The sequence below is a fragment of the Sphingomonas alpina genome (genome assembly GCF_014490665.1).
Classification (GTDB): Bacteria; Pseudomonadota; Alphaproteobacteria; order Sphingomonadales; family Sphingomonadaceae; genus Sphingomonas; species Sphingomonas alpina.
In genome coordinates, this window is sequence record NZ_CP061038.1 from 4,625,140 (window position 1) to 4,638,278 (window position 13,139).

At 65.3% G+C, this 13,139-nt stretch carries 9 protein-coding genes; all 9 read right to left on the reverse strand.

The window, feature by feature from the left end; genetic code table 11:
* Positions 1–106: 106 nt before the first annotated feature.
* The 9 genes from H3Z74_RS21655 to H3Z74_RS21695 all read right to left on the reverse strand — a co-directional run bounded on the left by H3Z74_RS21655 (position 107) and on the right by H3Z74_RS21695 (position 12,957).
* Positions 107–2,671 (reverse strand): hypothetical protein, encoded by a 2,565-nt coding sequence (locus tag H3Z74_RS21655; RefSeq protein ID WP_187761560.1) that lies wholly within the window; start codon positions 2,669–2,671, stop codon positions 107–109.
* Positions 2,668–5,640, reverse strand: coding sequence for a hypothetical protein (locus H3Z74_RS21660; RefSeq protein WP_187761561.1), 2,973 nt, complete (start codon positions 5,638–5,640; stop codon positions 2,668–2,670). The genes H3Z74_RS21655 and H3Z74_RS21660 overlap by 4 nt, the downstream gene beginning before the upstream one ends.
* Entirely contained in the window at positions 5,640–7,496 is a 1,857-nt protein-coding gene (locus H3Z74_RS21665) for a hypothetical protein (RefSeq protein ID WP_187761562.1), read from the reverse strand. Before H3Z74_RS21665 ends, H3Z74_RS21660 begins: the two co-directional genes overlap by 1 nt.
* 1 nt (position 7,497) lies before the next feature.
* Positions 7,498–8,025, reverse strand: coding sequence for a hypothetical protein (locus H3Z74_RS21670; RefSeq protein WP_187761563.1), 528 nt, complete (start codon positions 8,023–8,025; stop codon positions 7,498–7,500).
* Positions 8,026–8,466, reverse strand: coding sequence for a hypothetical protein (locus tag H3Z74_RS21675; protein WP_229726727.1), 441 nt, complete (start codon positions 8,464–8,466; stop codon positions 8,026–8,028).
* A gap of 16 nt (positions 8,467–8,482) precedes the next feature.
* Complete coding sequence (locus H3Z74_RS21680; protein ID WP_187761565.1) at positions 8,483–10,765, reverse strand: phage tail protein; 2,283 nt, start codon at positions 10,763–10,765, stop codon at positions 8,483–8,485.
* A gap of 3 nt (positions 10,766–10,768) precedes the next feature.
* On the reverse strand, positions 10,769–11,386 hold the full coding sequence (locus H3Z74_RS21685) for a hypothetical protein (RefSeq protein ID WP_187761566.1): 618 nt from the start codon (positions 11,384–11,386) through the stop codon (positions 10,769–10,771).
* A 132-nt stretch (positions 11,387–11,518) separates the two neighbouring features.
* Positions 11,519–11,947, reverse strand: coding sequence for a hypothetical protein (locus tag H3Z74_RS21690; protein WP_187761567.1), 429 nt, complete (start codon positions 11,945–11,947; stop codon positions 11,519–11,521).
* An 83-nt stretch (positions 11,948–12,030) separates the two neighbouring features.
* Positions 12,031–12,957, reverse strand: coding sequence for a phage capsid protein (locus tag H3Z74_RS21695; protein ID WP_187761568.1), 927 nt, complete (start codon positions 12,955–12,957; stop codon positions 12,031–12,033).
* Positions 12,958–13,139 lie beyond the last annotated feature (182 nt).

A 13,139-nucleotide genomic window follows, 5' to 3' on the forward strand; every position in this document is an offset into this window, starting at 1 on the left:
GCACACACATGCACCCGGTTAAGGATGCGCTGGTGCCGGGTCGGAGTGGGGTCTGGACCGGCTATCTGCGGGTCGAATATATCCTATCTGGGTATTTCGCAAGCCGCTATTGCGCGGGCTCGCGATCATTGCCCAGCGCATTTGCCCAATCAGGGGATCGCCAATCGCTCATGCCGGATCCGGGCGGCGCGAAGTATGCGGTGCGTTCGTCCGCCGCTCGCTTCTCCATCCGGCTATAGGCGCGCTCGGGGTGCTCATCCGCCATGGCGCTCAGCTGGTCGAGCAACAGCCGCTCATAGGCGAGGCGCAGATACCAGATGTTGTCGCCGGGCACTTCGTACTTCAGCAGGCGAACCCCGGCCTTGCCGAACGCGGTCTTTTGACCGGTCAGCGCACGATAGGGCTGGCGCACCAGCGCGTTCGACCAATTGTCCAGCGATCCCAGCACCGGGGCGTTGCCCAAATCCTGAATGCCGCGCCCGTTCTCCGCTACCGTGTGTTCGAATATCTCGCCATAATACCCAAGGCCGCCGCCGCGCGACATTGATTTCATCCAGAACGCGCGATCGTCCATCGGCCGGAAATCGCGCCCACGGATGATGTTGCCCAGCTGCTCGCTGAACGCGCCCATTACCGTCGTGGCGATCAGGAACGACGCGGCATAACCGGCCTTGGTCTGCACACCCGGCATGCTCCAGGCGCGCGAAAGGTGGCGCGATGTGACCGTGATCGGGAACATCAGGAATTGGCCGGCCGTCTTGATGATCTCGTGCGGCAACTCGCCCGGCCGGCCGACGGTCATTGCGGCGCGCTGGCGAACGCCGCCCGTCGACACCGCATAATCCAGTTCGGTAAAGATGCCCTCGACGATCCGGTCGCGCAGGTCGCGATTGTCGATCGACTCCGGCAATATCCACGGCTCGCCATGCTTCTCGACGCGCGGCGAGGTGCGCAACACCTCCCAACCCTCGCCACCGATTCCCTGTCGTTCAAGGAAGCCACGCCAGCCCGGGTTGAGTTCGGCGAACGGCGTGTCGGCGAAATGCGTGATCGCATTCCAGAATTCCATCACCGTGCCGCTGCGGTTCGACATCGTCCACTGGTTGAGCAAGCCGGCCCGCATGGTGAACTGCGATGCGCGACGACTCACTTCATTCGCCGCCTGCAGCTTGCCCCTCGCCTGCAACGCCGCAAAATCCGCCAGGCTGACATCACCGCGGCGCAGCGCTGCCAGTGTCGGTGCCGTGATCGCGCCGCCCAGATTTTCCTCGAAATGCGCCCGCCCGAATCCGGCCGTCCGCCCGATCATCTCTTCGTTGACCATCAAAGATCGGCGCGCGAACGCCCGATGCGTACCATCCAGCGGGTTCAACGATGCGACCGTTTCCCGCATCCCTGCCATGGCCGGCAACCCGTTGAACCGCGATGTCAGCCCCTTCGTGGCGAGATCGGCCGCCGACGCGACAACCGCCGATCCAAGCTTGGTCGCGCTTTGCCAGTTGCGCAGCGTCGAAAAGAACGACGCGACATTCGGCCGCGCCGCGATCCGGTTGATGCCGGTGATTTCCTCCCACACGCCGTCGATCCGTCGCTGATGCAGCCCCGTGGCGAAGCGCGCCGTCAGGCTTGGGCTGGTCAGCGCCGTGTTGCCGATCAGGTCTTTCATCCAGCGCACCGTCGCCGCCGGATTCGGACCAAGGATCTGCATCGCCGCGATATCGCGCGTCATGCTGTCGACATGGTGCAGCATCGCATCGAGCGGATGCGACGCCCCATATTTGTCGTTCAGCCGCAACCAGCCATCCGGCGAACTGAAATGGAACACGCGATGATCGGTGCGCCGGTTGGCCATCGCCTTGCCCACCATCGCGCTACTTGCCTCGCGCCCCACCGCGCCTTCGCTGACGATATTCTCGTAGCTCTGGCGCAACAGGTCATCCAGCTTCATGTCCGACATCGGCTCGCCGGTCGCGTAATCGATCATTTTCGGGCGGTCGAGTTCACTCAGGAAATCGGCGCGCCATGTTTCGAACGGCACCATGCCGGTCCGCACACCGTCCCAATGATGCGGCAGCGACCAGCTTTCCAGCTTGGGGATTCGCCCGCCCGCCGCGTTGAACGCGGTGCGCAGCGACTCCGCCGTGCGCGTCCAGCTATCGGCGAATTCCCGCGCGTTGACGTTGTCGGTTTCCTTGCCGCCCAGCGCCATCACGACATCGTTGAAATCGCTCTTGTTGCGCACGTCGCCCAGCACATTGGCGCGATGCTCCCACAGCATGTCGTACATACCACGAAGCGCTTCATCTTTCAGGTTCTTCCAGCGATATTCGACATTGGGATAGGGCGCGTGCTGATCGTCAACCAGATGCGCCATCAAGCCATCGGGCGAAGGTTTCCCCGGTGTCTTGTTCCGCTTGTAGAGGCGGCTGGCATTGTCGGCGACGACGCCCTGCGCCTTGGCCTGCAACAGCGTCACCCGCTTGCGGTGCAGGAAATCGTCATCGATCGACTTCATCGCCTTTTCGGTCGCCATGCTTTCCGCCGCGGCGCGCCCGAACTTCGGTTCGTACTGCGCAACGAGTTCGTCATAGACCGGGCGCATCGCCTCGGCGCGCTCCGGCGTGATCAGCTTGCGCGCGAGCAGATCGGCGAGACAGACACCAAGGCTCATAGGCAATCCCTCACGGTTTTGATGGCGGCTTCCTCTGCGTCGAGGTCGGCCATGATCTCGGCAATCGTCTTGCCCTCGCCGTCGCCGTCATCCAGCCGGAATCGCGTCTGGTCGGCCGCGTCGAACAGCGGCGCGCCGATCGTGCTGTCCTGATCGACCTTGGCCGCCAGCGGCGCAGCCGCGCCCAGCTCGCCCTGCTGACGTTGCTTGGCGGCAATGGCAGGATCGGTTTCCGCGCCCCGATCGAGCAACATGCGTGCATCATGCGCCAGGCTATCCGCCTGCGCCTTTGCCGCCGCGCCGTCAGGGTCGAGAAAGGCGGTCCGCGCCTCGGAAGATAGGGCGCTCAGCCCTTCGGGGTCAGCGCCTTGGCCAGCCGCGCCGCGCGCTCCCGCGTCTCCGGCGACAAGTTCGGGTCGTCCGCCCATGTCGCGGCCAACGCCTTCTGCTTCTCGAAAGGAGCCGGCGAAGTCGTCATCGAGCGCGGCATAATGATCGTTCCCTGTCTCGTGCCACACGTCCAGCCGGATCGCGTCGAATTCATCGTTCAACGCCTGGATCAGCGCAACGCGGTGCGATGCTGTTTCCGGGTCCATCCCGTCATACACTTTTACGGCCGCTTCGAAAAGGCCGTCATCGACCGACACGCCCAGATCCTCTGCCGCGTGTTCGAACTTGCCGACGAACCATTCGCGCTCGGCCGGATCGATGAAGCGGCCGACACCGGCCGGCACCTCCGCATCGGGCATTACCGCGCCGATCGGGAACAGCTTTTCCCCCGTCGCCGCGCGCTCGATGAACTGCAACACCGTGTCGACATCCGGCCGCGCCACAGCGGAAGGCGGTCCGAAATAGCCCGCATCCCACAGCTGCTCGCCGATTTCATCGACCGATTTACCGCCCTTGCGGATCAGCGGCCCGGCCCCCGGTACGAACCGCTGCAGGTCGCGGCCCGTCCTCGCCTTGCCCGTCAGCGCGCTTTCCCGCCCCTTGGCCAGCGCGTGCCCGCCGTCATCACTGACACCGATCCGCGCGATGAATTTCAGCGCATCGATCGGCCCGGCATCGACCGGCTGGCGCGCGAACTGCTGCGACAGCGTGCCGTCCTTGGCCTTAACCGTCTTCATCCGCACTTCGCGGCCCTTGGCCAATTCGGTCAGCGCATCGCGCACCCGCGCTTCCGGGACGCCCAGCTCTTCCGCGATCGACGCCAGCTGGTTGATCGACCGGCCCCGGTCGGCGACGATCTCGCGCAACTTGGGCAGCAGCATCGCGGTTTCGGCCGCCACGCCTTCGCGCGCGTCGATCGACGACGGGATCAGCGCCGCATCGTCCATATCGACACCGGCCACCGGCTCGACCTCGCGCGCCCAGGGCGTGGGTTCTTCACCGTCCGCCCCATCTCGGCCCGACTGCGCGGTCACTTGTTCCAGTTCGAACCGTTCGGCGCGAAGCCGGTCAAGGTCGGCTTGCGCGCGCGCCACCTCCGCCCCGGGCACGACATCGGCGCGAACCCGCACGTCGCCACCGCCAGAACGGGCAAGGATCGCGTCGGCATAGGCCCGCGTCTTCGCGCCCCATAGCCGTTCGTTCGGCCCGCCATGATAGAAATGCAGCGCCTTGCGGACATCGCCGCCATAACGCGCCAGCCCTTCCTCGAAATAGGCGCGGCCCAGCTTCAACTGGTATGCCGCCGCCGCGTCCGATTGCCCGCGCATCAATTCCGGCCGCCACGGTTCGCCGATGCGCTTCGCCACCGCCGCCGCCGTGCTGTCCAGCATCTGCGTCAGCCCGTGCGCCTGCCCGTACTGCGTCATCACGCCCGGCACGCCGCGCCGTCCGCCGCTTTCCTGATGCACCAGAGCGTCGAACACGGTGTCGACCGTGCCCTGGCTGGCGCGCGGCGCGACCGTGCCGCTGGATATGGCGGTGTCGCCCGCCAACCGCGTTCGCACCGGCGCTGGCGGAGCATTGGACAGGATGCGCGACATCGCTTCGGCCATCCGCTCGCGATGTGCCGCGACCCCAGCGCCATTCGGTTCGAATGGATTGGCGCGCGCGATCTCGGCTTCGCGCCGCGCCACCGCGACCGCCGCGCGTTCGTCCTCGCTCATGTTGGACCGGCCAACCAATGCTTCCAGTGCATCGGGCAAGGCTTCATCGGGGATCTCGCCCGACTCTTTCCACCGCTGCTGAAACGCGGGCGGCAATACGTCATACACGCGCGCCAGCGCTTTTTCCCGGCCCGACGCCAGCGCATCGCCGATCACTGGCGCGGCGCGCTCGCCGACCTTGCCCAGCGCCCCAAACGCGGCACCGGCACCGCCCGCCAGTGCGACCTCGGTCAACGCCTGCCCCGCCGTCGTTTCCTGCCCGCGCAACCCGCGCTCGACCACGCGCGACGGCTGCTGCATCAACTCGATGCCGGCGTTCAGCTTCGCTTCCTGCCACATCGTTTGCAGCAGTGTCTTGCCCGCGCCTGCACCAAGGAACATCGTACCGGTGTTGACCGGGTCGGCCGCGCCGCCCCACAAATTACCGATCAGGGAAGCCGCGCCCTTCGTCCGCGACGCCACCTCGGCATTGCTGTCCGGTGCCGGCGCAAAGCGACGGTTCAGATCGGCATCCAGCGCATCGGCGCCGGTCGCATATGGCGTGAAGAATTTCGGGTCGCGCTCGCGCGCCGCGGCGAGGTCGCGCCAGATTGCGCCTTCGTCGTAACCGACCGGAATGCCCAGCACGCGCTGCCGGTAATCCGCCGCGAAGCCGCGCTGCTGCAGGCCTTCGACAATATCGTCGAGCGCCCCGTTGCGCGCCTCGTTTCGCTGCGTCTCCCGTATCTCGGCAGTGCCCGCCGACTCTACCGCCGTCGCATACAGCCCTTCCAGAAATGCCGGATCCGGCCCCAGCCGCTCACTCGGCCGCGACATGCGCGTCGACAGGCGCGATGGCAGCACCACACCGGGCATCAGCGCACCTTCGGCAAGAGGACGAAGGCCGACCCGTCCTTGCCGCGCAACCAGTTCCCGTTCGCGTCGACCATCTGGTAAATCGGCCGTCCGTCCGCGCCCTCGGCGACAAAGGACGGGCGATAGCTTGCCAGCACATCCGCCTTGTCGACGGCCTTGCCATTGGCATAGACCGCCCCGGAAAAGTCCGTTCGCGACAATTGCTGATCGAATTCCGGTGCCGTCATCTGCGCCGGCAACCATACGGATTTGCCGCGCACCCGCTGCACGCCGCCCTGCAGCGCCCCGTTCGGCCGCACTGTCGCACCCATCGCGATGTTGATCGCATGGCGCATCGCGCCTTCGTCGAACCCTTCCTTGCCGTCCTTCGCCTGATTGCTCGCCATGATGTCCCAGGCGGTATCGACGACACGGCGATATTCCGGCCCCAGCGCGGTCATCATCGGCCCCAGCATCCCGCGCGCGGATCGCTCGGCATCCGCCGCCTTGCCGAAATCCTTTGGCCGCGCCTGGCGCAGCGCCTTGCCCTCGATCGCCGCTTGGCGTCCCTGCGGTCCCAACAGCGAAACCGCGCCTAGACCGGGTTCCAGCGTCTCAGCCTTCTCGTACCGGGCTTGCGGCGTCCCGGTCAGCTGCGCCAGCGCCTGCATCTTGCCGATCGGGCCTTTGCCCATCAGGCCTTTCAGCTGCTCGGTTTCGTTCTTGTCCGCGACCGTCACCAGATCGTCGAGCTGCGCCTTCATCATCTGCTCGGTTTCGCTCGCCTTGCCCGCCGCCATCTTCGCCGCCAGCGCATCACGATCGCGCCGGATGCGCTCGCCGCCGCCCGGCTGGTCGACCATGGCACCATAACTGCGGTTCACGCCGACCTTGACGTTCAGCGCGTCGAACTCGATCAGCTCGGCGTCATCGACGCCAGCCGCCTTCAGCTGCGCGCGCGTCGTGCGAAGCTCGGCCGGCGTGGGCACGATGCCCGCTTTAACCTTGGCCTCGACCGCCTTGCCCGCATCGCGCGCTTCCTCGCGCGCGCGGCCCTGCGCCAGTTCGACTTCGCGCTGTTGCTGTTCCTGCGCGTTGCCCGCCTGTTTCAGGTAATTGACCTTTTGGGCCGGGTCGAGAAACGCATCGAACTGGCCGGCATCGAGCAGCGCCTTCGGCCCCTGCCAGTCGCCCGCCTGCATTCGCCCATCGAGAAAATTCTGCACGAACCCGCGCTTGGCGCTTTCCTTCAACTTGCCCTTGACCGTGCCGGGCACGTCGAGCGCGTCATACAGCAGGTCGGTCGCGGTGAACGCCTGTTCCAGTTTCTCCGGTGTCGGCGACGACATCAGGGCGTTGCCCGTCGTGTCGCGCCAGGTGTCGATATTCGCGCCCTCTTGCTTGGTCCGCTCACCGCGCGCCCAGCGATCCTCATCCAGCCGTGTCGTCGCCCCGGTCGCCGCGACCAGCGGTTCGAACCGCTGCCGCACCTCGGGATCATCACCCAACGTACCGAGAAACCCTGTCAGGCGGTCAGTGATCGCCTGATCGGCCTGTTCTTTGTAACCGGCTGCGCCCGGTTCGCTGCTGCTGCGTAACGTGTCGAGATCGGCCGCCATCGCCGCCTGCGTCTCCGCCCAGGCTGCCGCCCGGTTGGCGACCGTCGCCGATCGCTGCCGGCGCTGTTCCTCCAACGCAATGCGATGCTCGCTCGCCGCGACTTTCTCCGCCGTCTCTGCCTCATTATCGGCGACATGACCCAGCGCCTTGCCCAGCGCCGCGATGCCCGCGCCGATCGGCGACACCAGATCGCGCGGGTCGCGCTGCTGCACGTCGACGACATTGGTATTGACCCGCGACCGGAAGCCTTCGGGCATATCAGCCTCCCTTCACGCGCATCTGCGGCACGGCCTGCGCCCCGCCACCCAACGACGCACTCCGCTCCGCGCCGGCCTGCGCCGATGCCGTGCGGCCCGCGCGCATATCGCTCGCCCCGCCGACCGCCGAAGCCACGGCACCGAACATGCCGCCGATCAGCGCATTGCGCCCGGCCTTCCGTTTGTCCGCCGCCTGCTGATAGAAACTGTTCGCCTGACGCGTGGCGCGCGTGCGGATATTGAGGATTTCAAGTTCGCGCTGATAGGCGCTCTGCGCGATGACATCGCCCGCGCTCCCGCTGCCCAGCTCGATGCCGGCGCCGCCCATCGCCGCGATCATGTCGCCCGCCTGCATGCGTTCGTCACGCCGCGTCTGCAACGCCTGTTGCTCGCCTTCCAGCAGCGAGCCCAGCGCATTCGCATCGTCGACCTTCGACGCGTCATACAGCGCGTTCTTTTCGGATATCGCGCCGAATACCTTGCCGCCGACCGTCGCGGCCAGGGCGATGACGGGGAGAGCCGCGCCCATCTACTTGCCCGTCCGATTGATCGCAGCCCGATAAACCACAGCGTCACCCCCATTTTCGAAATAATCGTTGAGCCGCGCTTCCGCGACCATGCCCAGCCGATGGACGAACCGGTGCGCCGCGCGAAAATCGCTGCGCACCACGGCATCGACGCGAGTGTGTTTCAGGGTCGTGAGAAAGTGCCGCGTGCGCCGCGTGATCGCCAGCATAGCCGGGCCGGCGTCCGGGCTGAACGCCGCCCACAAGCTGGCGTAGCGCGCATGGCATTCCAGCGCGCCGCCACAAAAGAGCGGCGCACCGCCAGACCCCGGCAAGACCGAGAAGCACCGCCCCGTTGCCGACAAGGCGATACCGCGCGCCAGCCGATCGCAATCAAGCTCGGGCTGGCCAAGCTGGATCGTCATATCGGCCAGATGCTCCGGCTCGAATGGGACCACGGTCACTTTCATCGCCCCGCCTTCATCGCGCCGCAACGTCGGTTGTCGGCTGGATCGCACGAATCGTCGCCCCGCACGGCGCGACCCGCGTCACGGTGATTTGCCCGAACCGGTCATGCTCGCCGCAATCTTCCAGCGTCACGATGCCGGTGTCGGGCTGGAATCCTTCGTTCGTCGTGCTGTCCGCGAACAGCTGCTCGATGTCGCGCGGCGTCGTGCCCTGCACCGATATCTGCAAGCCGCGTGTTTTCAACACGCTGATCGCCATCCGCGATATACGCCGCATCTTGCCCATGGCCGGGCCATTCTCGCTCCCGCCATTGCCGGGCAGCGTCGTGAAGCGCGCAAGGAACGGCAGGCCGACCGCCACTCGCGATGCCGGATTGCCGATTTCGAACATGCCGTCGCCGTCGACCGTGACGCTGCGATACGTCACTCCCACGCCATCGGCCACGCTCGCTTGCACCTGCACCGCCGCGCCAGCCAGCCACGGCACGGGCCCGAATTCGGTTGCCGGCGCGCCGTCATATTCCCAGGCAAGATCGGTCATCACCGGATCCTGCTCATCGTCTTCCTGCCGGAACTGGCTCAACCGCGCGACATGCCACGCGCCATCCCGCTCGATCGACACCCACAACTGGCTTAGTTCACCGGCCGGATCGGTGATGGTGCAGATCGACTTGGCCAACAGGCCCGGCGCAAGTGGGCGCGTCGCCCAGCCCAGCACCTGTTCTTCGGGCACATAGGCGGCTACCGCCAGCGTGCCATCCGCCCGCAATGCCCAGATCAACCGGTTCGGGTCTTTTTGCGACGCCAGCGACAGGAACCGCGGCGCGCCGATATGCCGGGCATAGCGTGACAGGTCGATCGAATCCTGACGATCGCGCTGCGCCTGATATGCGGCCTCGATCACGCGCCGACGGCTTTTGCCGATATAGACGCTGCGCCCGTCCAGCTCGACCGGCATTGTTGCCGCAGCGCCTTCGTTATTCTCGCGATCGACGCGCAGATTGTTCGGCCCCACGCCGCTCGCCGCGTTCGACGGGCCAAGCGCGAACATACCCGATGCGGTCATCATCAACAGCTTGTCATCCGCGATTAGGCCGACAATGCCGTTCGGGTCTTTCACCGTGGCGATAAACGCCATGTCCGACGATATTTCGCCCAGCTCGTTATAGGTCGAATGATCGGTCAGATCCCCGGTGACGCTGCCATAGATCGTTGACCCCTTGGCCAGCACCAGCCGTTCGTTCCACACCACGCCGCAGGTTGGCCAACCGCGCCGCGTGCTGAACGCGCCGAAGCGCCACCGCCAGCTGCCAAAACCATAGGTGACGGAATTCTCGGGCGGCACATAATTGCCCCATTCATCCCAATATCCGCCTTCGTAATCATAACTGGTCGCCGCCGTGAACGGTAGCTGGCGCAGCACCAGCGCGGTTACATGGGTGGAATCGGTGTAGGCGGTGATGCGCAGCACGCCGAAACGGTCGTGCATATATTCCAGCTGCACGCCGCCGGCGTTCTTGTCGTTCAGATCCTTGCCCTGGCCGATGCCGTCCCACTCGACGCCTTTGTTATGGATCGGTGCGACCGTGCCGGTGCGGCCGGAACCGCCCGCCACGCGATAGACCCGCTCATTCCACACAAGCAGCTGGCCGACCGTCACCGTGATACCCGGCTCCCATGACGATATGTCGCCGAAATCATCCGCCTCAAGCTGGAACAGCCCGCCGACATCGCCCGCCTCGAAAATCGGCCCCGTCGCGGTCAGCGTTACCGTGCCGGACACCGCGCTGGCACTGACCACCCGCGTCTCGATCTTGTTGCGCGGTTCGAACGGGCCGTTTTCCAGTTCGAGCGGATCGACAACGAACGTGTCGGCCCCGGTGCGCGTGAACAACTGCGTCTGCACCTCGGGGTGAAACAGATAGAGCACGTCATAGCTCTGCTCGTAATTCAGCCCGCCGATCTGTGCGAAGCTATACGGAATCTCGACCTCGACCGGGTCTCCCGCGTCCTCGATCCGCGCGTCGTTCGTGAACAGCCGCGCAATCCCGTCGCTCATTTCGAGGACGTAGCCTTGCGTCGCGTTGTAATCGAACGGCATCAACCGGCACGGCCCGGCCGCCATCTCGACATAGATAAAGCCGGGCGTGGCATCGATGCCGCCTTCCGGCAGCGGAACCCAACCCGCCAGTTCAGCCAGGCCGATATCGTAAAGATTGAGGTCGAATCGCGAATGCAGCCGGCGCGAAATCTCGCCACCGTTGAAATTCGTCTGTACCGGCGTGACGCGCGCCATCGCTCAATACCGCCCATAGGCGGAGCGGTTGCGCGACTGCAGCCAGGACGATTGCACCGACACCCGCCCGCGCCGCGTCCGCCCGGTTTCAAGGCCGTCGATCCGCTTGGCCTTCGCAATCTGATCTTCGGCACGCTGCGCTAGGCGATCCTTTATCCCTTCGCTCTGCGTGACGCCTTCGGCCATCGCCGCCGCCAGCATCAACGTCATCGCCCGAACAAAGGCGGGCGGCCACACCGTCACATCGTCGATCAGCGCGATGTAACGGATGCGCAGGGTATCGGCATTGGTCAGCAGGAAATTGCCTTCGCGCTCGGCTTCCTCGAAATCGTCATCGTCGCGCGCGGCCGGCAACCATCGCACGCAACCGCTCGGCAGCTGAAACTGGCGCTCATAGCCAAAGGCCGGCGTGGCGGTCGCCACGTTCAACTCGGCACGCCGCAGCGCGAAATTCCACGGATGGCGCGAAAGCAAGTCCAGCAACACTTCCGGCCACACCGCGAACGCGCGCTTGGCGCTGTTGCTGGTCGGATCGTCGATGCTGGTGATTTTCTCGGTCGAACCCAGCTCCGCCAGCGCACCGTTGACGATGCGAGTCTGGGTCGGGCCGGGTGTCGCCATGGCGCTGCGCCTTTAGGTGGGGAAAGAAGTAACGGCGCGCCGGGAAAGGATCCCACTCCGATTTAACCTGACCGGTCAAACCCGGCGCGCCGCCAGGGCGGACAGGTGTCGCCACCCGCCCGCCTGTTCGGTTCAGCGGTGCGTCGCGCTGGTGAACGCGACCAGCGTGCCCGCTGCGGGCATATTGCCGCTCGGGAACAGATAGATTTCTTCCGGCCTCGCCAGCGGGTCCATCGCCTGCATCGGGATTTTGACCGTGGGGATGACCTGCGCGTTCGCGGCCGGGCCGGCGAACGCCGCGCAGTACTTAACCGGGTCGGCGATCGTGCCGATGGTGAAGTTGATGCCCGAACAGTTCACGTCCGACGAAACGCGGAAACCCTTGATGCACGATCCTTCGCGCACGATCGCGATCTTCGGCGTGTTAACGGTGCCGCCGCCGCCATTGGTCGCGAAGTCGAACACATTGCGAAACGAACGCTCGCCCGCGTCGTGGCTCGTGCCCGGCGCTTTGGCCGTCAGATCGGTGCTGCTGAACGCCGCGCCATAAACGATTGCCATTGTCGTTACTCCTTTTCGTCAGCCGGTCAGGCGGGGCTGGGCCGCAGGATGAAAAGGGGCGGGACCAGCCCGCCCCGCTAAGGTCAGGCGGCAGGCTTGGTTTCGAGGAACCACGCCTTTGCTTCATTGGTGCGGACCACGGCCGATTCGGCCTCGGCGTAGATCTGCTCGCTGAACTGCTTGTCATCGCGCTCCGTGATCTTGCCGAAGAACTCGACCCACACACCGCGATGGATGCCCGACGGGATGATCACCGGCAGGCGGTTGATGCCGCCCACCTGGAACAGCGCCGCCGAATTGGGGAACGCCACCGCATCCTTCATGTTGACCGAGAAGAAGCGGAACCCAAGCCATGGCTTGATCTCGCCCGTCATCAGCGGCGATCCCTCGCCGAAGTCCTTATTGACGTACTCATTGATGTTGAGCAGGTCGGACTCCGAATCCGGGTCGAGCAGGATGATCGGCTTTTCGCGCTGCATGCTGACATTGGCCGTGCCGAGCAGCCGGCGCAGTTCGATCAGCTTCGCCTTGGTCAGCCCGACACTGCCGCCGCCGCCATAGGTGTGTGCGACCTTGTTGCCCGCCGTGAACGGCACAGCGATATCGCCCGTCTCACCCGTCCAGCCATTGCCCCACCAGCCGGTCAGGAACTGATCGTCGTGATAGGCGCGCACCGCGTCCGCAGTTTCCATCACCAGCGGCGACTTCATGTCGACGCTCGTGGCGTGCTTGTCGTCGCGATCGAGCAACGGAGCCACATTCGACGAACCGGGCTTCTTGACGAAGCGGACCGACGCGCTCGGATCGACATTGTTGGTGTCGCCGTTGCGGGTCGTTTTCTTCTGCAGCGTCAGGCCGGCGAAGCGCTGTTCGATCTCTGCCGACTTGGACGAATAGGTGTCGGACGAACCGGCCAGCGGATAGAGAATGCCCGGCTGCTGTTTCAACTCGTGCGTGACGTTGTTGCGATACTCGACGGTGCGAAGGGACTCTGCCCAATTGTCTGCCATGATGATCTCCGGTCAAAAAGCGAATGGTTCGGTTTTCGACTGGAGAAGCCGGCTCTACCCAAATGGGATACTCCGGGTCCGTCTCGGGGATGACACACCCCGTATCGCGCGGCTGCTTTCGCCGGTTGCATCCGGGGCCGTCGCGTCGCCGCGAAGGAGAGGCCGGAGAAGGCGGGGACTGA

Bases quoted from the DNA above. Each gene is read 5' to 3' on its own strand.
- H3Z74_RS21655 (WP_187761560.1), bottom strand. From the start codon at position 2,671: ATGAGCCTTGGTGTCTGTCTCGCCGATCTGCTCGCGCGCAAGCTGATC.
- H3Z74_RS21660 (WP_187761561.1), bottom strand. From the start codon at position 5,640: ATGCCCGGTGTGGTGCTGCCATCGCGCCTGTCGACGCGCATGTCGCGG.
- H3Z74_RS21665 (WP_187761562.1), bottom strand. From the start codon at position 7,496: ATGCCCGAAGGCTTCCGGTCGCGGGTCAATACCAATGTCGTCGACGTG.
- H3Z74_RS21670 (WP_187761563.1), bottom strand. From the start codon at position 8,025: ATGGGCGCGGCTCTCCCCGTCATCGCCCTGGCCGCGACGGTCGGCGGC.
- H3Z74_RS21680 (WP_187761565.1), bottom strand. From the start codon at position 10,765: ATGGCGCGCGTCACGCCGGTACAGACGAATTTCAACGGTGGCGAGATT.
- H3Z74_RS21685 (WP_187761566.1), bottom strand. From the start codon at position 11,386: ATGGCGACACCCGGCCCGACCCAGACTCGCATCGTCAACGGTGCGCTG.
- H3Z74_RS21690 (WP_187761567.1), bottom strand. From the start codon at position 11,947: ATGGCAATCGTTTATGGCGCGGCGTTCAGCAGCACCGATCTGACGGCC.
- H3Z74_RS21695 (WP_187761568.1), bottom strand. From the start codon at position 12,957: ATGGCAGACAATTGGGCAGAGTCCCTTCGCACCGTCGAGTATCGCAAC.